Annotated in this window: 14 protein-coding genes, 1 tRNA gene, 3 rRNA genes and 1 other annotated feature; of the genes, 13 read left to right on the forward strand and 5 right to left on the reverse strand. The window is 53.8% G+C overall.

Annotation, left to right across the window (positions count from 1 at the left end; translation table 11 throughout):
• Window positions 1-75 precede the first annotated feature (75 nt).
• The 5 genes from Y71_RS06640 (at window position 76) to Y71_RS06660 (ending at window position 5234) form a co-directional block, all read left to right on the forward strand.
• On the forward strand, window positions 76-486 hold the full coding sequence (locus Y71_RS06640) for a DUF2946 domain-containing protein (RefSeq protein ID WP_007370744.1): 411 nt from the start codon (window positions 76-78) through the stop codon (window positions 484-486).
• A gap of 62 nt (window positions 487-548) precedes the next feature.
• Entirely contained in the window at window positions 549-1913 is a 1365-nt protein-coding gene (locus tag Y71_RS06645; RefSeq protein ID WP_007370745.1) for a PepSY-associated TM helix domain-containing protein, read from the forward strand.
• A 180-nt stretch (window positions 1914-2093) separates the two neighbouring features.
• Window positions 2094-3164, forward strand: coding sequence for a 3-deoxy-7-phosphoheptulonate synthase AroF (aroF, locus tag Y71_RS06650; RefSeq protein ID WP_007370746.1), 1071 nt, complete (start codon window positions 2094-2096; stop codon window positions 3162-3164).
• Window positions 3165-3173: 9 nt separating this feature from the next.
• Window positions 3174-4295 (forward strand): bifunctional chorismate mutase/prephenate dehydrogenase, encoded by a 1122-nt coding sequence (tyrA, locus tag Y71_RS06655; protein ID WP_007370747.1) that lies wholly within the window; start codon window positions 3174-3176, stop codon window positions 4293-4295.
• A 66-nt stretch (window positions 4296-4361) separates the two neighbouring features.
• Window positions 4362-5234 carry an SMP-30/gluconolactonase/LRE family protein gene (locus Y71_RS06660; RefSeq protein WP_007370748.1) on the forward strand — a complete coding sequence of 291 codons (873 nt, stop codon included), beginning with the start codon at window positions 4362-4364 and terminating at the stop codon, window positions 5232-5234.
• On the opposite strand, the gene pheA is transcribed toward Y71_RS06660, so the two are convergent.
• The 4 genes from pheA to bamD form a co-directional block, all read right to left on the reverse strand.
• Window positions 5231-6391 carry a bifunctional chorismate mutase/prephenate dehydratase gene (pheA, locus tag Y71_RS06665; RefSeq protein ID WP_007370749.1) on the reverse strand — a complete coding sequence of 387 codons (1161 nt, stop codon included), beginning with the start codon at window positions 6389-6391 and terminating at the stop codon, window positions 5231-5233. The genes Y71_RS06660 and pheA overlap by 4 nt on opposite strands.
• A gap of 19 nt (window positions 6392-6410) precedes the next feature.
• Window positions 6411-6536, reverse strand: a sequence feature (Phe leader region).
• On the reverse strand, window positions 6485-6535 hold the full coding sequence (gene pheL, locus Y71_RS30520) for a pheA operon leader peptide PheL (RefSeq protein ID WP_194138581.1): 51 nt from the start codon (window positions 6533-6535) through the stop codon (window positions 6485-6487). Its footprint overlaps the feature before it by 51 nt.
• Window positions 6537-6638: 102 nt before the next feature.
• Window positions 6639-6977 (reverse strand): ribosome-associated translation inhibitor RaiA, encoded by a 339-nt coding sequence (raiA, locus tag Y71_RS06670; RefSeq protein ID WP_007370750.1) that lies wholly within the window; start codon window positions 6975-6977, stop codon window positions 6639-6641.
• Window positions 6978-7242: 265 nt separating this feature from the next.
• Window positions 7243-7980, reverse strand: coding sequence for an outer membrane protein assembly factor BamD (gene bamD, locus Y71_RS06675; protein ID WP_007370751.1), 738 nt, complete (start codon window positions 7978-7980; stop codon window positions 7243-7245).
• A gap of 131 nt (window positions 7981-8111) precedes the next feature.
• Here bamD and rluD point away from each other — a divergent pair, with 131 nt between their 5' ends.
• From rluD to Y71_RS06715, 8 genes are all read left to right on the forward strand, one after another.
• Window positions 8112-9092, forward strand: a complete 981-nt coding sequence (gene rluD, locus Y71_RS06680) for a 23S rRNA pseudouridine(1911/1915/1917) synthase RluD (RefSeq protein ID WP_007370752.1) — start codon at window positions 8112-8114, stop codon at window positions 9090-9092.
• Window positions 9089-9820 carry a purine nucleoside phosphorylase YfiH gene (yfiH, locus tag Y71_RS06685; RefSeq protein WP_007370753.1) on the forward strand — a complete coding sequence of 244 codons (732 nt, stop codon included), beginning with the start codon at window positions 9089-9091 and terminating at the stop codon, window positions 9818-9820. The genes rluD and yfiH overlap by 4 nt, the downstream gene beginning before the upstream one ends.
• A gap of 129 nt (window positions 9821-9949) precedes the next feature.
• Window positions 9950-12523 carry an ATP-dependent chaperone ClpB gene (gene clpB / locus Y71_RS06690; RefSeq protein ID WP_007370754.1) on the forward strand — a complete coding sequence of 858 codons (2574 nt, stop codon included), beginning with the start codon at window positions 9950-9952 and terminating at the stop codon, window positions 12521-12523.
• Window positions 12524-12952: 429 nt separating this feature from the next.
• Window positions 12953-14492: ribosomal RNA gene (locus Y71_RS06695) — 16S ribosomal RNA — on the forward strand.
• A gap of 84 nt (window positions 14493-14576) precedes the next feature.
• Window positions 14577-14652, forward strand: a tRNA-Glu gene (locus Y71_RS06700).
• A gap of 193 nt (window positions 14653-14845) precedes the next feature.
• A 23S ribosomal RNA gene (locus Y71_RS06705) occupies window positions 14846-17751 on the forward strand.
• A 95-nt stretch (window positions 17752-17846) separates the two neighbouring features.
• Window positions 17847-17962, forward strand: a 5S ribosomal RNA gene (gene rrf / locus Y71_RS06710).
• Together the 16S, 23S and 5S rRNA genes with 1 tRNA gene alongside form the textbook arrangement of a ribosomal RNA operon.
• A 272-nt stretch (window positions 17963-18234) precedes the next feature.
• Window positions 18235-19533 (forward strand): MFS transporter, encoded by a 1299-nt coding sequence (locus Y71_RS06715; protein WP_007370758.1) that lies wholly within the window; start codon window positions 18235-18237, stop codon window positions 19531-19533.
• On the opposite strand, the gene Y71_RS06720 is transcribed toward Y71_RS06715, so the two are convergent.
• Window positions 19530-19853 (reverse strand): YfiM family lipoprotein, encoded by a 324-nt coding sequence (locus tag Y71_RS06720; RefSeq protein ID WP_035888232.1) that lies wholly within the window; start codon window positions 19851-19853, stop codon window positions 19530-19532. The two genes, Y71_RS06715 and Y71_RS06720, sit on opposite strands and share 4 nt — an antisense overlap.
• Window positions 19854-19881: the final 28 nt, after the last annotated feature.

Below are 19881 nucleotides of genomic sequence, written 5' to 3' on the forward strand. Positions count from 1 at the left end.
CTTTTCTTTTTCGAAATAATTTAACCTGCCGGTGATGATTAATTTACAATGCCGCCTCGATCGGGAGGAGATGCGGTGAAGAACGTTTTTCATCAATGGGCAGCAAAACGCTCAGCCACATGGCTGGCGCTGTTTGCGATCCTGCTGATCGTCGTCGCCCCGCTGATTTCCGTCTCCCTGCAACAAGATCCAATGAGTGCCATGCCGGGTATGCATCACGAGATGAGCATGCCGATGCATCATGAGGTGTCATCTCAGCCGGAAATGCCCCCACAAACTTCCCTGCCTGTGGATCACGCTGAAGCCTGCGGTTACTGCGTCTTGCTGGCGCATGTGCCTGGCCTGATCCTGCTGGTTGCGCTGCTGCTGATGGGGCGTGCATTGCGCATTCGCCTGAAGCCTGCTCGTCCGCTGGTCAGACAGTGGCACTTCTTCCCCTGGCTGTACCCTGATACTCGCGCGCCGCCGCTTTTCTGCTTTTCCTGACATTTATAAAAGGCCGTTCGCCCCTGCGTAACGGCATGCTTTGACTATTCCTGAGGAAAAGTATGACTTCCTGCACCCCGCGTGCGGCGTGGCTGAATTTGCTGCGGCGCCTGCACTTTTATATTGGCCTGTTTGTCGGGCCTTTTATCTTCATTGCGGCCCTGAGCGGCACGCTGTATGTGGCGACGCCACAACTGGAAAATCTCCTCTACAGCGATGCGCTGTATGGTGTGTCCTCCGGTACTCGCCAGCCGCTTGCTGAGCAGATTGCTGTTGCTGAGCAGGTGACCGGCGGCCATCTGCGCCTGCATGCTGTGCGGCCAGGCCTTGCCGACAACGCCACGACGCGCGTGATGTTTGCCGATTCGCAACTTGGCGTGTCGGAAAACCGCGCCATCTTTATCGATCCCATAACGTTACAGGTGAAGGGCGATATGACGGTGTACGGTACCAGCGGTATTTTGCCGCTGCGCCAGTGGATCGACTATTTTCACCGCTCGCTGCTGCTGGGCGATGCAGGCCGTCTCTACAGTGAGCTTGCCGCTTCATGGATGTGGGTGGCGGCGCTGGGCGGTATTGCGCTGTGGTTTTTCACGCGTCCGAAACGGCGGATAAATAACGCGGTGCAAAACCATCGCCGCCTGCATGTGGTGCTCGGCTGGAGCCTGCTGGCCGGTATGCTGCTGTTTTCCGCCACCGGCCTGACGTGGTCGCAGTGGGCGGGCGGCAATGTCGATAGCCTGAGGGCGGCTTTTGGCTGGATGACGCCGCAGGTCAACACGCAGCTTGATGGCGCAGCGATGGCGACCGATCCCCATGCGGAACATCATCTGCATCATGCGGGTATGAACATGCCAGAAATGGCGCTGGATTTGGTGCAATTCGATGATGTGTTGCAGGTTGCCCGGCGGGCCGGAATTGCTGCCAGCAAGCTGGAAATCCGTCCGCCGCGCAGCATGGATAAAGCGTGGACGGTGACAGAAATCGATCGCGGCTGGCCAACGCAGGTTGATGCGGTAGCGATTAATGGCAGCACACTGGCGGTGGTTGATCGCACGCGGTTTGCCGACTTCCCGCTGATGGCGAAACTGACGCGCTGGGGCGTCGATTTTCATATGGGTGTGTTGTTCGGTCTTGCGAACCAGTTATTACTGATCCTCTTTGGCGCAGCACTGTGCGTGATGATCGTGGTTGGCTATCGCTTGTGGTGGATTCGCCGACCGGCAGGCGCTGCGGTTAATCCGGCTGCAACCTTGCTTTCTTGCTGGCTGAGTTTAAGCCGGGCAGGTCGCGTTAGCACGCTGGTTATTGCGCTGCTGCTGGGGCTCATGTTGCCGGTGATGGGCGGCAGTCTGCTGCTGTTTATACTGATTGATGCACTGCGCTGGAAACGTGCCGTGCAGCGTTCAGCCAGCGCGCAGGCATAAGCAAAAGGCGCTGAATGTAAATATATAATTACACTCGGCGCCGTAATCAGGCGGAATAAATTGCCAATGTAAAGAAATCGGTACGTTTTGTGGATTGAAATCTTTACCGTATGTGGTATGGTTACGCCATCCTCTGCGGAGGAACCCTTATCGCAAAACGAGTCATACAGGATCGCCATCATGCAAAAAGACGCGCTGAACAACGTACATATCACCGACGAACAGGTTTTAATCACCCCGGAACAATTGAAAGCGGCTTTCCCGCTGACCATTGAGCAGGAAGCGCAAATCGCGCAGTCCCGCCAGACCATCTCCAACATAATTGCCGGAAAAGATCCGCGTCTGCTGGTGGTGTGTGGTCCTTGCTCGATTCATGATCCTGAAGCCGCGATTGAATATGCTCGTCGATTTAAAGCCCTTGCCGCAGAGGTCAGCGATAGCCTCTATCTGGTGATGCGCGTCTATTTTGAAAAACCCCGTACCACCGTTGGCTGGAAGGGGCTGATTAACGATCCGCACATGGATGGCTCGTTTGATGTGGAAGCTGGCCTGAAGATTGCGCGTCGTCTGCTGGTGGAACTGGTGAGTATGGGCCTGCCGCTGGCGACCGAAGCGCTGGATCCGAACAGCCCGCAGTTCCTCGGCGACTTGTTTAGCTGGTCGGCAATTGGTGCGCGCACCACCGAATCCCAGACGCACCGCGAAATGGCGTCCGGCCTGTCGATGCCGGTCGGTTTCAAAAACGGCACCGACGGTAGCCTGGCTACGGCAATCAATGCCATGCGCGCGGCGGCAATGCCGCACCGCTTTGTCGGCATCAACCAGGCCGGTCAGGTTTGCCTGCTGCAAACCCAGGGTAATCCGGATGGGCATGTGATCCTGCGCGGCGGCAAAGCGCCAAATTACAGCCCGGCGGATGTTGCGCAGTGTGAAAAAGAGATGGAACAGGCGGGACTGAAACCGTCGCTGATGGTAGATTGCAGCCATGGTAATTCCAACAAAGATTACCGCCGCCAGCCTGCCGTTGCCGAATCTGTGGTGGCACAGATCAAAGATGGCAACCGTTCGATTACCGGTCTGATGATTGAAAGCAATATTCATGAAGGCAATCAATCTTCTGAGCAGCCGCGCAGCGCCATGAAGTATGGCGTTTCCGTGACGGATGCCTGCATTAGCTGGGAATCGACCGAAGCGCTGCTGCGTGAGATCGATAAAGATCTGCGCAATAGTCTGGCGGCGCGTTTCGCTTAAGAGGTTGTTATGGTTGCTGAATTGACCGCGCTGCGCGATCAAATTGATGAAGTGGATAAGGCGCTGCTGGGGCTGCTGGCGCGCCGTCTGGAGCTGGTGGCCGAAGTTGGTGAAGTAAAAAGCAAATATGGTTTGCCGATCTACGTGCCGGAACGTGAAGCCTCAATGCTGGCTTCTCGCCGCAAAGAGGCCGAATTGCTCGGCGTTCCGCCGGATCTGATTGAAGATGTGCTGCGCCGCGTGATGCGCGAATCCTACTCCAGCGAAAATGACAAAGGTTTTAAAACCCTGTGTCCTGAAATGCGGCCGGTGGTGATTGTTGGCGGCGCGGGTCAGATGGGGCAACTGTTTGCCAAAATGTTGACGCTGTCGGGTTATCAGGTGCGCATTCTGGAGAAAGAGGACTGGGCACAGGCGGGTGAGCTGCTGGCCGATGCCGGTATGGTGATTGTCAGTGTGCCGATCCACGTGACCGAACAGGTGATAGGCCAACTGCCGCCGCTGCCGGATGACTGTATTCTGGTCGATCTGGCGTCGGTGAAAAGTGGTCCGTTGCAGGCGATGTTGTCGGCGCATAAAGGCCCGGTGCTGGGTCTGCACCCTATGTTTGGCCCGGACAGCGGCAGCCTTGCCAAGCAGGTGGTGGTCTGGTGCGACGGACGTCAGCCTGAGGCGTACCAATGGTTCCTCGAACAGATTCAGGTCTGGGGCGCGCGTCTGCATCGCATCAGCGCTGTCGAACACGACCAGAATATGGCGTTTATTCAGGCGCTGCGCCACTTCGCGACGTTCGCTTACGGGTTGCATCTGGCCGAAGAGAATGTGCAGCTTGAGCAGTTGCTGGCACTCTCATCGCCGATTTATCGTCTGGAGCTGGCAATGGTTGGGCGCCTGTTCGCCCAGGATCCGCAGCTTTACGCAGACATTATTATGTCGTCGTCGAACAATCTGGCGCTGATCAAGCGTTACTACCAGCGCTTCGGCGAAGCCATCGGGTTGCTGGAGCAGGGCGACAAACAGGCCTTTATCGACAGCTTCCGCAAAGTGGAGCACTGGTTTGGCGATTACGCTCAGCGTTTTCAGAACGAAAGCCGCGTATTGCTGCGCCAGGCGAACGACAGCCGCCAGTAAAAGAAAAGCCGTTTATACTGAAAAGCCAGTGGTTACCGCTGGCTTTTTTCATTTAAGGGATGCGCAATGGCGGAGTTACAGAAGCTGTTTGATTACACCGGCCATCTGCCGGAGTGCCCGACCTGGAGCGAAGCTGAACAGGCGCTTTACTGGGCGGATATTCTGGAAGGTGAAATTCATCGTTACCATCTGGCATCTGGCGAACATCGGGTGCTCTCCTTCCCGGAAGAGGTCGGCTGTTTTGCGTTGCGCGAGAAGGGCGGATTTATCGTGGCAATGCGTAACGCCATCTGGCTGACGGATGCGCACGGCCTGCTGCGACAGAAAGTGTGCGACAACCCATCGAACCCGCAACTGGCGCGCTTTAACGATGGCGGCACCGATCAGCGGGGGCGCTTTTACGCCGGGACGTTCTGGGGGCCGGGCGATTACAACGGTGCTTTGTTGCTGCGTGTGGATAACGATCTGACGCCGAAAGTGGTGCAGTGCGATATTCACGGTGCGAATGGTCTGGCGTTCAGCCAGGATCAGCAATGGATGTTTACCTCCGACACGCCCAACGGTGTGATTTATCGTACGCCGCTGGATGCGCAGGGCGAACCGGGGCGTCGGGAAGTGTTCCGCCGGTTTACTGCCGGGGAAGGTATCCCGGATGGCGCAGCGGTGGATGTGGAAGGCTGCTACTGGAGCGCGATGTTCGACGGCTGGCGCGTGGCACGCTTCTCACCGCAGGGCGAACAGCTTGCGGAGTACCGTTTACCGGTACGTTGCCCGACAATGGTCTGCTTTGGCGGTGATGACATGAAAACGCTGTTTATTACTACCACGCGGGAAAATATGGAGGAAGAAGAGCTGGCGCGTTATCCGCTTTCTGGCGCTATCTTCACCCTGCCGGTGAATGTGGCAGGGATGAAGAAACCGCTGTTCAGAGAGTGTTAAACCGGATCGACCGGCACAACGTTTTCGCTGGGATAGCAGCCAAGCACTTTCAGCGAACGGGTGATATCGCCCAGTTCGCGCAGCGCTTTTTGCATTTCTGCTGAGTGGAGATTGGCCTGCACATCAAGGTAGAACATCTCTTCCCACGGATTGCCATGAATCGGACGCGACTCCAGTTTGGTCATGATCAGGTTGTGATTGCGCAGCACCAGCAGCGCTTCAACCAGCGCACCAGCCTGTTGGCCTGTCGCCATCAGTAGCGTGGTTTTCGCCGGAACCTGCTCTGATACATCAATGGCTTTACGCGCCAGCACGATAAAGCGGGTGATGTTCTGTGTCTGGTTCGCCAGATTCCGCTCCAGCACCTGTAAACCGTACAGTGCGCCGCCCGCTTCGCTGCCCAGCGCAGCAACGTGCGGTGAGCTCGCCTGCGCCACTTTCTCCATCGCAGCCGAGGTGCTTTCGCAATATTCGATTTTCCACTGCGGGTAGCGGTTCAGGAACTGGCTGCACTGCTGGAAAGGTTGCGGGTGGCTGTAAACCGTCTGGATCTGCTCAAGATCTGTCGAGCCGGAAACCAACACACAGTGATCGATAGGCACAGTCAGTTCACCAACAATCGACAAGCTGGTGTGCTGAAGTAAATCGTACACGTCGTTGATAGCACCAGAGCTGGTATTTTCCAGCGGCACCACGGCGTAATCCGCCTGGCCGGTTTCGACCTGGTTAAAAATATCGTGAAACTTCAGGCAACCGCTCTCGATAAATTGCTCAAAATGGCGGGCGGCGTACTGACGCGCCGCGAGGTGCGAATAAGAGCCTTTCGGCCCCAGAAAAGCGATGCGCGCTGAGTGCGGATTGATCTTGTTGAGGTGCTGCTGGAGCAGAGCTTGCTGAGTCAGGACGGAATCTTCAATGATCAGCTGGAACAGGCGGGTGATGTAATGTGCATCGAGGTGATGCGCTTTGCCCAGTTGGATCAGGCGCTCCAGTAAATCCCGCTCGCGGTCGATATCGCGCACCGGGCGGTGTGAGTCGAGCTTGGCTTTGCCGACTTCAACGGAGAGCTGGCGGCGCTCGGCTAGCAGGGTCAGCAACTGCTCATCCAGTGCACTGATCTTTACGCGTAAATCCAGTAAGGGGTTTTCAGCCGTCATGTTGTTGCCTTTTATTATTAAAAAAAAAGCCTCCCGGAGTGGGAGGCCTTATTGTTCGTCTTCGCATTCTTTATCACAAAACGAATCGCCTCCCTATTTGGGGAAGGTAAAAAAGAATGCGAAGAAGAACGGTACAAGTTTCATGTAAATTTCCTTTGAGCGACCGAAGTACAGTACCCGCACTGTTTTCGCTCTGTCAATAAAAAACGCGCCCGCAGGCGCGTTGGATATGGACTCAATGTAGAGACTACTCTTCTTCTTCCTCAACGAAGCTTGTGTCTTTCACCGATGTTGCGGCGCGACGTGCTTCACCTTTGTGTTGCACTTTATTGAGCTGCCGTTCCAGCTTGTTAATCAATTCGTTGATAGCGGTGTACATATCTTCATGCCGCGCGCTGGCCACCAGATGTCCATTCGGTGTGTTGATCGTGGCATCAGCGATAAAGCCCTGCGGCTCTTTGGAGAGAATGATATGTGGATTAATCAGATGTGTTTGCCATTTATCCAGTTTGGCGAGACGGTCTGCGACATGCTGGCGGATTGCCGGAGTAATTTCCATTTGTTTACTGGTAATGTTCATTGTCATAAATTTTACCTCTTGTCTTTCCGTCTTGGTGATTTCAGCATACCGTGCTTAATGTCAAAAAGCGTGATTTAAATCACATTATTTTGTCGGTTTTTGTCAAAGGAAAGGTTTTGTGAGGCAGAACAGGAAGAGGGGAAAATTACCTTGTGGAACTCTCCATTAGCGGTCATAGTTGATTGGATGAATTGCGGCTAAACCGCTTCAGCTATTGGTGAAATGAATAAAAAAACGGCAGCCACTGGCTGCCGTTTTGTGTTTCAGAGACTTATGTATTGCTGCTGTTGGCCGCGATAATTTTCGCAACCTTGTCTGCCTGCGCGTTCATTTGCATCTCGCGGTAGGCTTTTTCCATTTTCGGCAGCGCATCACGTGTCGCCTGCGTATCCGGATAATCACGCAGCATGCCTTCTACGCGGTTGACAACCGCAACCCAGGCACCGCGATCGGTGTAGTAGTTCACCACCGACAGCTCATATTTCGACAGACGATCTTTCAGGAACACCAGACGCTTGGTGGCATCGGTAACGTACTGGCTCTGCGGATAGCCGCGTACCAGTTTGCTGAAGTCATTGAACGCCTCACGCGCATGAGCCGGGTCACGATCGCTGCGATCCACGCCGAAGAACCCTTGCAGAGCACTGTCGTCCAGCGCCATGTTGGTCAGCCCACGCATATACATCACATAATCGATGTTCGGATGGGTTGGGTTCAGACGAATAAAACGGTCAATCGCGGCTTGCGCCAGCGGTAAATCGGCGTTTTTGTAGTAGGCGTAGATCAGATCCAACTGCACTTGCTGTGAGTACGGACCAAACGGATAACGATTATCCAGTGCTTCCAGTTGCGTTATTGCCGCCTTCCAGTTACCGTCTTGCAGTTTTTGCTGGGCAGTCGCGTAGATTTCATTTGGTGGATTATCAGGCACCTCTTCCTTTGAACCGGAGCAACCCGCCAAAGCCAGACTCAACGTGGCGGCTGCCACCAGATATTTCAAGCGCGTCATGACGTTTAGACTTTCCTCAGAATGTTTATGCGGGAGATTCTTTATTCCTGCTCCCGACTAAGACCAGCTACAATAGCACACTATATTAAACGGCGAAGCCGTAAAACCCAACGTTAACGAAGAAGCTGTATATGGCACAACGAGTACAACTCACCGCAACGGTGTCCGAAAACCAACTCGGTCAACGCTTAGATCAGGCTTTGGCCGAATTGTTCCCGGATTATTCACGTTCGCGAATAAAAGAATGGATCCTCGACCAGCACGTGCAGGTCAACGGCAGTATTTGCGACAAACCGAAAGAGAAAGTGTTGGGTGGAGAACGCATCACTATTGATGTGGAAATTGAAGAAGAAGCGCGCTTCGAACCGCAGGATATCCCACTGAACATCGTCTATGAAGATGATGACATTATCGTGATCAATAAACCGCGCGACCTCGTCGTTCACCCGGGTGCAGGTAACCCGGACGGTACGGTGCTGAATGCATTGCTGCACTATTATCCGCCGATTGCCGATGTTCCGCGCGCGGGGATCGTGCACCGTCTGGACAAAGATACCACCGGCTTGATGGTGGTAGCGAAAACGATCCCGGCGCAAACACGGCTGGTCGAGTCGCTGCAACTGCGCGAAATCACGCGTGAATATGAAGCGGTAGCGATTGGGCATATGACGTCAGGTGGTACGGTTGAAGAACCCATCAGTCGCCACCCGACCAAGCGTACTCATATGTCGGTGCACCCGATGGGTAAACCGGCGGTAACGCACTACCGCATTATGGAGCACTTCCGTGTGCACACGCGTCTGCGCCTGCGTCTGGAAACCGGCCGCACCCACCAGATCCGCGTGCATATGGCGCATATCACTCATCCGCTGGTTGGCGATCAGCTTTATGGTGGCCGTCCGCGTCCGCCGAAAGGCGCTTCCGACGAATTTATCGATGTGCTGCGCAAGTTTGATCGTCAGGCTCTGCACGCTACGATGCTGCGTCTTTACCACCCCATCAGCGGCATTGAGATGGAGTGGCACGCGCCTATTCCGCAGGACATGGTGGATTTGATTGCTGCCATGCGCGCGGATTTTGAAACCCATAAGGACGATGTCGCCTGGTTATGACCAAACTGATCCTCCCTGAGTGGCCGCAGCCGAAAGGCGTGGCGTCATGCAGTTCAACCCGTATCGGTGGTGTGAGCTTGTCACCTTATCACTCGCTAAACCTCGGCGCCCACTGTGGCGACGATGCGGAGCATGTGGAAGAGAATCGCAAACGAATGTTTGCCGGGGGAGGGCTGCCTTCAAAACCGGTATGGCTTGAGCAGGTACACGGTACCGACGTACTGCTGCTCGATGGTGGGCCTTATACCTCTAAACGGGCGGATGCGTCATACAGCAACACGCCCGGTGCGGTTTGCGCGGTGATGACCGCCGACTGCCTGCCGGTGCTGTTTTGCAATCGTGATGGAACCGAAGTCGCTGCTGCTCATGCCGGTTGGCGCGGGTTGTGTGCGGGCGTGCTGGAAAAGACGGTTGCCTGTTTTACCGACCAGCCGGAAAACCTGCTCGCCTGGTTAGGCCCAGCGATTGGGCCGCAGGCGTTTGAAGTCGGCGCAGAAGTGCGTGAGGCATTTATGGCGCATGATGTCGAGGCCGATCGGGCTTTTCGTCCGCACGGTGAGAAATATTTTGCTGATATCTACCAGCTCGCGCGCCAGCGTCTGGCGTCGGTGGGCGTCCAGCAAGTATTCGGTGGTGAGCACTGCACCTTCAGTCAAAAGGATAATTTTTTCTCATACCGCCGGGACAAGATAACCGGCCGTATGGCAAGTTTTATTTGGCTGATATAACCTAAAGAATCAAGACGATCCAGTTCGCATATGCTTTCTTTTGCATAATTCAGGTCACTCACCTTGAATAATTGAGGGATGACCTCATTTAATCTCCAGTAGCAATTTTGACCTGTTATGGGAGGAGTTATGCGTCTGGATCGTCTTACCAATAAATTCCAGCTTGCTCTTGCCGATGCCCAGTCTCTCGCGCTGGGGCACGACAACCAATTTATCGAACCCCTTCATTTAATGAGCGCCCTGCTGAAGCAGGAAGGCGGTTCGGTTTTTCCTTTATTAACCTCTGCTGGCGTTAATGCTGGCTCGCTACGTACAGCCGTTGAAGAGGCATTGAGCCGTTTACCGCAGGTGGAAGGCACCGGCGGCGATGTGCAGCCTTCTCAGGATTTAGTACGTGTGCTCAATCTTTGCGACAAGCTGGCGCAAAAACGGGGTGACAACTTTATTTCGTCAGAACTTTTTGTTCTGGCGGCGCTGGAGTCTCGCGGTACGCTGACCGATTTACTGAAATCGGCGGGCGCAACTACGGCGAATGTGACTCAGGCCATTGAACAAATGCGTGGGGGTGAAAACGTGAACGATCAAGGGGCTGAAGACCAACGTCAGGCCTTGAAGAAATTCACCGTCGATCTGACCGAGCGTGCCGAACAAGGCAAGCTCGATCCGGTTATCGGCCGTGACGAAGAGATCCGCCGTACCATTCAGGTACTGCAACGCCGGACTAAAAACAACCCGGTGCTGATTGGTGAGCCGGGGGTGGGTAAAACCGCTATCGTTGAAGGACTGGCGCAGCGCATTGTTAATGGTGAAGTGCCGGAAGGGCTGAAAGGTCGGCGCGTTCTGGCGCTGGACATGGGCGCGCTGGTGGCCGGGGCGAAATACCGTGGTGAGTTTGAAGAGCGCCTGAAAGGAGTGCTGAACGATCTCTCTAAACAGGAAGGCAATGTCATTCTGTTTATCGACGAACTGCATACCATGGTTGGCGCCGGGAAAGCCGATGGTGCGATGGATGCGGGTAATATGCTGAAGCCAGCACTGGCGCGTGGCGAACTGCATTGCGTTGGTGCCACCACGCTGGATGAGTATCGTCAGTATATAGAGAAAGATGCTGCGCTGGAGCGTCGTTTCCAGAAAGTGTTTGTTGCTGAGCCGACAGTGGAAGATACCATTGCGATTCTGCGTGGCCTGAAAGAGCGTTATGAGCTGCACCACCATGTGCAGATTACCGACCCGGCGATCGTCGCGGCGGCAACGTTGTCGCATCGCTATATTGCCGATCGCCAGTTGCCGGATAAGGCTATCGACCTGATCGATGAAGCTGCATCCAGCATTCGTATGCAGATTGACTCTAAACCGGAAGAGCTTGACCGTCTTGATCGCCGTATTATCCAGCTCAAGCTGGAACAGCGCGCGCTGATGAAAGAGTCTGACGAAGCGAGTAAAAAACGCCTCGAAATGCTTAACGAAGAGCTGGAAGATAAAGAGCGTCAGTATTCGGCATTAGAAGAAGAGTGGAAAGCTGAGAAAGCTTCTCTCTCCGGCACCCAGACCATTAAGGCTGAACTGGAACAGGCGAAAATCGCGATGGAACAGGCGCGGCGTAATGGCGATCTTGGACGGATGTCGGAGTTGCAGTACGGGAAAATACCCGAACTGGAAAAACAGCTGGAAGCGGCAACCCAGGCTGAAGGCAAAACGATGCGTCTGTTGCGTAATCGCGTGACGGATATTGAGATCGCCGAAGTGCTGGCGCGCTGGACCGGTATTCCGGTGTCGCGGATGATGGAAGGCGAACGTGAAAAACTGTTGCGCATGGAGCATGACCTGCATCATCGCGTGATTGGTCAGGACGAAGCGGTAGAAGCGGTATCGAACGCCATTCGCCGTAGCCGTGCGGGTCTGTCAGATCCGAATCGCCCGATCGGTTCGTTCCTGTTCCTTGGGCCAACCGGGGTAGGGAAAACCGAGCTGTGTAAATCGCTGGCGAACTTTATGTTCGATAGCGACGATGCAATGGTGCGTATCGACATGTCTGAGTTTATGGAAAAACACTCCGTTTCTCGGCTGGTGGGTGCACCTCCGGGATATGTCGGTTATGAAGAAGGTGGCTATCTGACAGAAGCGGTTCGTCGTCGCCCCTATTCCGTCATCCTGCTGGATGAAGTGGAAAAAGCGCATCCGGATGTATTCAACATCTTGTTGCAGGTGCTTGACGATGGTCGTCTGACGGATGGACAGGGCAGGACGGTGGATTTCCGTAATACTGTCGTGATCATGACTTCGAACCTCGGTTCCGATCTGATTCAGGAACGTTTCGGCGATCTGGATTATGGTCATATGAAGGAACTGGTTATGGGAGTGGTAAGTCAAAGCTTCCGTCCGGAGTTTATCAACCGTATTGATGAAGTGGTTGTCTTCCATCCGCTGGGTGAGAAACATATTGCTGCTATTGCGCAGATCCAGTTGCAGCGTTTGTACAAACGTCTGGAAGAGCGTGGCTATGCGGTGACTATCTCTGACGAAGCCCTGAAGCTATTGAGCGCGAATGGTTACGATCCGGTGTATGGTGCGCGTCCGTTGAAACGTGCTATCCAACAACAGATCGAAAACCCGCTGGCGCAGCAGATATTGTCTGGTGAGCTTATTCCAGGCAAAACGGTGCAGCTTGTCGTAAAAGACGATCGTATTGTGGCAGTGCAGTAAGTCACAAAATAAAGAAAACGGGCCCTCAGGGGCTCGTTTTTGTATAAAAACCAGGCAAAAATTACCTTTCAGAGGTCGGTTTGCCTGGAAAGTAATCAAACGATAACTTTTTTGAATTTTATACTTGTCAGCCAGAATTATCTCCCTATAATGCGCCTCCACTGACACGGCACAACGGCATACACACCGGCCTGTCAGGTAAAGAAATCTGAAAATAATCAGTTGACTTCACAGCGGGAAAGCGTAATATGCACACCCCGCGCCGCAGCGAAAACACAGCGGCACTGCTCTTTAACAATTTATCAGACAATCTGTGTGGGCACTCAGGTGACTGGATTCTTGATGTCTTCGGACAAAAAAATGAATACCAAGTCTCACGGGTGAACACGTAATTCATTACGAAGTTTAATTCGATGAGCATCAAACTTTAAATTGAAGAGTTTGATCATGGCTCAGATTGAACGCTGGCGGCAGGCCTAACACATGCAAGTCGAACGGTAGCACAGAGAGCTTGCTCTCGGGTGACGAGTGGCGGACGGGTGAGTAATGTCTGGGAAACTGCCTGATGGAGGGGGATAACTACTGGAAACGGTAGCTAATACCGCATAACGTCGCAAGACCAAAGAGGGGGACCTTCGGGCCTCTTGCCATCAGATGTGCCCAGATGGGATTAGCTAGTAGGCGGGGTAATGGCCCACCTAGGCGACGATCCCTAGCTGGTCTGAGAGGATGACCAGCCACACTGGAACTGAGACACGGTCCAGACTCCTACGGGAGGCAGCAGTGGGGAATATTGCACAATGGGCGCAAGCCTGATGCAGCCATGCCGCGTGTGTGAAGAAGGCCTTCGGGTTGTAAAGCACTTTCAGCGGGGAGGAAGGCAGTCCGGTTAATAACCGTGCTGATTGACGTTACCCGCAGAAGAAGCACCGGCTAACTCCGTGCCAGCAGCCGCGGTAATACGGAGGGTGCAAGCGTTAATCGGAATTACTGGGCGTAAAGCGCACGCAGGCGGTCTGTCAAGTCGGATGTGAAATCCCCGGGCTCAACCTGGGAACTGCATTCGAAACTGGCAGGCTGGAGTCTCGTAGAGGGAGGTAGAATTCCAGGTGTAGCGGTGAAATGCGTAGAGATCTGGAGGAATACCGGTGGCGAAGGCGGCCTCCTGGACGAAGACTGACGCTCAGGTGCGAAAGCGTGGGGAGCAAACAGGATTAGATACCCTGGTAGTCCACGCCGTAAACGATGTCGATTTGGAGGTTGTGCCCTTGAGGCGTGGCTTCCGGAGCTAACGCGTTAAATCGACCGCCTGGGGAGTACGGCCGCAAGGTTAAAACTCAAATGAATTGACGGGGGCCCGCACAAGCGGTGGAGCATGTGGTTTAATTCGATGCAACGCGAAGAACCTTACCTGGTCTTGACATCCACAGAACCTGGCAGAGATGCCGGGGTGCCTTCGGGAACTGTGAGACAGGTGCTGCATGGCTGTCGTCAGCTCGTGTTGTGAAATGTTGGGTTAAGTCCCGCAACGAGCGCAACCCTTATCCTTTGTTGCCAGCGGTTAGGCCGGGAACTCAAAGGAGACTGCCAGTGATAAACTGGAGGAAGGTGGGGATGACGTCAAGTCATCATGGCCCTTACGACCAGGGCTACACACGTGCTACAATGGCGCATACAAAGAGAAGCGACCTCGCGAGAGCAAGCGGACCTCATAAAGTGCGTCGTAGTCCGGATTGGAGTCTGCAACTCGACTCCATGAAGTCGGAATCGCTAGTAATCGTGAATCAGAATGTCACGGTGAATACGTTCCCGGGCCTTGTACACACCGCCCGTCACACCATGGGAGTGGGTTGCAAAAGAAGTAGGTAGCTTAACCTCCGGGAGGGCGCTTACCACTTTGTGATTCATGACTGGGGTGAAGTCGTAACAAGGTAACCGTAGGGGAACCTGCGGTTGGATCACCTCCTTACCTTAAAGAACCATCTCCTGAAGTGCTCACACAGATTGTCTGATGAAAAGTAAAAAGCAAGGCGTCTTGCGAAGCAGACTATGTGTCCCCTTCGTCTAGAGGCCCAGGACACCGCCCTTTCACGGCGGTAACAGGGGTTCGAATCCCCTAGGGGACGCCACTTGCTGGTTTGTGAGTGAAAGTCACCTGCCGATGTATCTCAAAACTGACTCACGAGTCATGTTTGAGATATATGCTCTTTAAAAATCTGGATCAAGCTGAAAATTGAAACACTGAACAATGCGAATTGTTCGTGAGTCTCTCAAATTTTTGCAATGCGATGATGAATCGGAAGAAACATCTTCGGGTTGTGAGGTTAAGCGACTAAGCGTACACGGTGGATGCCCTGGCAGTCAGAGGCGATGAAGGACGTGCTAATCTGCGAAAAGCGCCGGCGAGGTGATATGAACCCTTGACCCGGCGATGTCCGAATGGGGAAACCCGGTGCACTACGGTGCATCATCACAGCATGAATCCATAGTGCTGTGAAGCGAACCGGGGGAACTGAAACATCTAAGTACCCCGAGGAAAAGAAATCAACCGAGATTCCCCCAGTAGCGGCGAGCGAACGGGGAGGAGCCCAGAGCCTGAATCAGCTTGTGTGTTAGTGGAAGCGTCTGGAAAGTCGCGCGATACAGGGTGACAGCCCCGTACACGAAAACGCACAGGCTGTGAGCTCGATGAGTAGGGCGGGACACGTGGTATCCTGTCTGAATATGGGGGGACCATCCTCCAAGGCTAAATACTCCTGACTGACCGATAGTGAACCAGTACCGTGAGGGAAAGGCGAAAAGAACCCCGGCGAGGGGAGTGAAAAAGAACCTGAAACCGTGTACGTACAAGCAGTGGGAGCATCCTTCGGGGTGTGACTGCGTACCTTTTGTATAATGGGTCAGCGACTTATATTCTGTAGCAAGGTTAACCGTATAGGGGAGCCGAAGGGAAACCGAGTCTTAACTGGGCGTTAAGTTGCAGGGTATAGACCCGAAACCCGGTGATCTAGCCATGGGCAGGTTGAAGGTTGGGTAACACTAACTGGAGGACCGAACCGACTAATGTTGAAAAATTAGCGGATGACCTGTGGCTGGGGGTGAAAGGCCAATCAAACCGGGAGATAGCTGGTTCTCCCCGAAAGCTATTTAGGTAGCGCCTCGTGAATTCATCTCCGGGGGTAGAGCACTGTTTCGGCTAGGGGGCCATCCCGGCTTACCAACCCGATGCAAACTACGAATACCGGAGAATGTTATCACGGGAGACACACGGCGGGTGCTAACGTCCGTCGTGAAGAGGGAAACAACCCAGACCGCCAGCTAAGGTCCCAAAGTCATGGTTAAGTGGGAAACGATGTGGGAAGGCCCAGACAGCCAGGATGTTGGCTTAGAAGCAGCCATCATTTAAAGAAAGCGTAATAGCTCACTGGTCGAGTCGGCCTGCGCGGAAGATGTAACGGGGCTAAACCATGCACCGAAGCTGCGGCAGCGACGCTTATGCGTTGTTGGGTAGGGGAGCGTTCTGTAAGCCGTTGAAGGTGGCCTGTGAGGGTTGCTGGAGGTATCAGAAGTGCGAATGCTGACATAAGTAACGATAAAGCGGGTGAAAAGCCCGCTCGCCGGAAGACCAAGGGTTCCTGTCCAACGTTAATCGGGGCAGGGTGAGTCGACCCCTAAGGCGAGGCCGAAAGGCGTAGTCGATGGGAAACAGGTTAATATTCCTGTACTTGGTGTTACTGCGAAGGGGGGACGGAGAAGGCTATGTTGGCCGGGCGACGGTTGTCCCGGTTTAAGCGTGAAGGTGTGTGCTCCAGGCAAATCCGGAGTGCTTTAACACTGAGGCGTGATGACGAGGCACCACGGTGCTGAAGCAACAAATGCCCTGCTTCCAGGAAAAGCCTCTAAGCTCCAGGTAACACGAAATCGTACCCCAAACCGACACAGGTGGTCAGGTAGAGAATACCAAGGCGCTTGAGAGAACTCGGGTGAAGGAACTAGGCAAAATGGTGCCGTAACTTCGGGAGAAGGCACGCTGATGGTAGGTGAAGCGACCTGCTCGTGGAGCTGAAATCAGTCGAAGATACCAGCTGGCTGCAACTGTTTATTAAAAACACAGCACTGTGCAAACACGAAAGTGGACGTATACGGTGTGACGCCTGCCCGGTGCCGGAAGGTTAATTGATGGGGTTATCCGTAAGGAGAAGCTCTTGATCGAAGCCCCGGTAAACGGCGGCCGTAACTATAACGGTCCTAAGGTAGCGAAATTCCTTGTCGGGTAAGTTCCGACCTGCACGAATGGCGTAATGATGGCCAGGCTGTCTCCACCCGAGACTCAGTGAAATTGAACTCGCTGTGAAGATGCAGTGTACCCGCGGCAAGACGGAAAGACCCCGTGAACCTTTACTATAGCTTGACACTGAACATTGAGCCTTGATGTGTAGGATAGGTGGGAGGCTTTGAAGCGTGGACGCCAGTCTGCGTGGAGCCAACCTTGAAATACCACCCTTTAATGTTTGATGTTCTAACGTGGACCCGTAAACCGGGTTGCGGACAGTGTCTGGTGGGTAGTTTGACTGGGGCGGTCTCCTCCTAAAGCGTAACGGAGGAGCACGAAGGTCAGCTAATCCTGGTCGGACATCAGGAGGTTAGTGCAATGGCATAAGCTGGCTTGACTGCGAGCGTGACGGCGCGAGCAGGTGCGAAAGCAGGTCATAGTGATCCGGTGGTTCTGAATGGAAGGGCCATCGCTCAACGGATAAAAGGTACTCCGGGGATAACAGGCTGATACCGCCCAAGAGTTCATATCGACGGCGGTGTTTGGCACCTCGATGTCGGCTCATCACATCCTGGGGCTGAAGTAGGTCCCAAGGGTATGGCTGTTCGCCATTTAAAGTGGTACGCGAGCTGGGTTTAGAACGTCGTGAGACAGTTCGGTCCCTATCTGCCGTGGGCGCTGGAGAACTGAGGGGGGCTGCTCCTAGTACGAGAGGACCGGAGTGGACGCATCACTGGTGTTCGGGTTGTCATGCCAATGGCACTGCCCGGTAGCTAAATGCGGAAGAGATAAGTGCTGAAAGCATCTAAGCACGAAACTTGCCCCGAGATGAGTTCTCCCTGACCCTTAAAGGGTCCTGAAGGAACGTTGAAGACGACGACGTTGATAGGCCGGGTGTGTAAGCGCAGCGATGCGTTGAGCTAACCGGTACTAATGAACCGTGAGGCTTAACCTTACAACGCCGAAGATGTTTTGGCGTGAGAGAGAATTTTTCAGCGTGATACAGATTAAACCGGTGTGCCGCTGAGGCATGGCGGTGAACAGAATTTGCCTGGCGGCACTAGCGCGGTGGTCCCACCTGACCCCATGCCGAACTCAGAAGTGAAACGCCGTAGCGCCGATGGTAGTGTGGGGTCTCCCCATGCGAGAGTAGGGAACTGCCAGGCATCAAACCAGTGAAGAGGCCATCCGGAAGGATGGCCTTTTTGCGTCCGGGCGGAAGAGACAGGAAGCCCCGTGCCCCGGCACGGGGCTTTTTTGCTTTATTTATTTTCCTGGTCAGGTCATATTCTTAATTGCTTATCCTGCTAAGCTAAAACGTGATTGTAATCACGATTTGATTATAACAAATATGTAACATTTCTATCTTTGCGCAGTGGTGGACAAGGATACTCACCATGGGCAAGTAACCTCTGGCTCTGGCAGGAGTATCATTCGAATGGCTGAAAGCAGCATAACAACGCGTGAATCGCTCACCAGCAGCGATACTCGTAGAAGGGTGTGGGCGATTATTGGTGCTTCATCGGGCAACCTGGTGGAGTGGTTTGATTTCTATGTCTACTCCTTTTGCTCTCTCTATTTTGCTCATATTTTTTTCCCGGCAGGCAACACGACAACCCAGCTATTACAAACCGCAGGCGTATTTGCCGCCGGTTTTCTGATGCGTCCTATTGGCGGATGGTTATTCGGTCGAATCGCCGATCGCCGCGGGCGTAAAACCTCAATGCTGATCTCCGTCTGCATGATGTGCTTTGGATCGCTGGTCATTGCCTGTTTACCAGGTTATGACGCAATCGGCACCTGGGCTCCGGCACTATTATTGATTGCCCGTTTGTTCCAGGGGCTTTCTGTCGGCGGCGAGTACGGCACCAGTGCGACCTATATGAGCGAAGTCGCCGTGGAAGGGCGTAAAGGTTTTTACGCGTCATTCCAGTACGTTACGCTGATCGGTGGGCAACTGCTGGCGCTACTGGTTGTCGTGATCCTGCAACAGATCCTTGATGATGCTGAATTACGCGCATGGGGCTGGCGTATTCCCTTTGCTATTGGAGCAGTGCTGGCTATTGTCGCTCTCTGGCTACGCCGCCAACTGGATGAAACATCGCAGCAAGAAGTTCGGGATTTAAAAGAAGCTGGTTCAATGAAAGGATTATGGCGCAACCGTAAAGCTTTTCTGATGGTGCTTGGGTTCACGGCGGGAGGATCGCTGGCATTTTACACCTTCACCACTTATATGCAGAAATACCTGGTTAATACGGCGGGTATGCACGCGAATGTTGCCAGCATCATCATGACTGTAGCTCTGTTTGTCTTCATGCTGATCCAACCGATTATTGGTGCTTTATCTGATAAGATTGGGCGCCGCACATCAATGCTGCTCTTCGGCGGTCTTTCAACGGTGTGCACAGTACCGATTCTCAGTGCATTGCACAGCGTCACGTCGCCATACGCGGCATTTGCTCTGGTGATGCTGGCGCTGGTGATCGTCAGCTTTTACACCTCAATCAGCGGGATCCTGAAAGCAGAAATGTTTCCCGCACAGGTACGCGCTCTGGGTGTCGGTCTTTCTTATGCCGTGGCAAATGCGTTATTTGGCGGTTCGGCGGAATATGTGGCGCTGTCATTGAAGTCATTCGGTGTAGAAACCGCTTTTTTCTGGTACGTCACTGTGCTGGGAGCGTTAGCATTTCTGGTTTCGCTTATGCTTCATCGTAAAGGGAAAGGCATCCGTCTTTAGTGATTTGCCAGTTGCCACACGGTATAACCCGTTGTGGCACCGGCAACATCCCATGCGAAATCTTTCCAGCTCCAGCCACTCCCCGCCGGACGGCTGTCCCAAAGCTCCTTCGATGCGCCAAGGCTAATTGAAAACATCAGCCCTACCATTGCGCTACGATCGCGGCTATATCCCTGATGTTGCGCTACTTCGTTACCGGCGGCAGAAAGCATGGCGGAGCCCAGAAAATGCTGCGCCTTATCCTGCCCACTCCAGCTATCATTCGCCATATGGCTACAGCCTGTCAGTAGCACCACACTTGCTATCATCATGTATTTCATCAGCAGACCCGAAAAAAAGCCCCATCGC

Source organism: Kosakonia radicincitans DSM 16656, from assembly GCF_000280495.2.
GTDB classification, from domain to species: Bacteria; Pseudomonadota; Gammaproteobacteria; order Enterobacterales; family Enterobacteriaceae; genus Kosakonia; species Kosakonia radicincitans.

Coding starts and splice junctions, on each gene's coding strand:
- rluD (WP_007370752.1), top strand. CDS start 8,112: ATGGCACAACGAGTACAACTCACCGCAACGGTGTCCGAAAACCAACTC.
- yfiH (WP_007370753.1), top strand. CDS start 9,089: ATGACCAAACTGATCCTCCCTGAGTGGCCGCAGCCGAAAGGCGTGGCG.
- Y71_RS06645 (WP_007370745.1), top strand. CDS start 549: ATGACTTCCTGCACCCCGCGTGCGGCGTGGCTGAATTTGCTGCGGCGC.
- clpB (WP_007370754.1), top strand. CDS start 9,950: ATGCGTCTGGATCGTCTTACCAATAAATTCCAGCTTGCTCTTGCCGAT.
- pheA (WP_007370749.1), bottom strand. CDS start 6,391: ATGACGGCTGAAAACCCCTTACTGGATTTACGCGTAAAGATCAGTGCA.
- Y71_RS06660 (WP_007370748.1), top strand. CDS start 4,362: ATGGCGGAGTTACAGAAGCTGTTTGATTACACCGGCCATCTGCCGGAG.
- Y71_RS06715 (WP_007370758.1), top strand. CDS start 18,235: ATGGCTGAAAGCAGCATAACAACGCGTGAATCGCTCACCAGCAGCGAT.
- raiA (WP_007370750.1), bottom strand. CDS start 6,977: ATGACAATGAACATTACCAGTAAACAAATGGAAATTACTCCGGCAATC.
- bamD (WP_007370751.1), bottom strand. CDS start 7,980: ATGACGCGCTTGAAATATCTGGTGGCAGCCGCCACGTTGAGTCTGGCT.
- aroF (WP_007370746.1), top strand. CDS start 2,094: ATGCAAAAAGACGCGCTGAACAACGTACATATCACCGACGAACAGGTT.
- tyrA (WP_007370747.1), top strand. CDS start 3,174: ATGGTTGCTGAATTGACCGCGCTGCGCGATCAAATTGATGAAGTGGAT.
- Y71_RS06720 (WP_035888232.1), bottom strand. CDS start 19,853: ATGAAATACATGATGATAGCAAGTGTGGTGCTACTGACAGGCTGTAGC.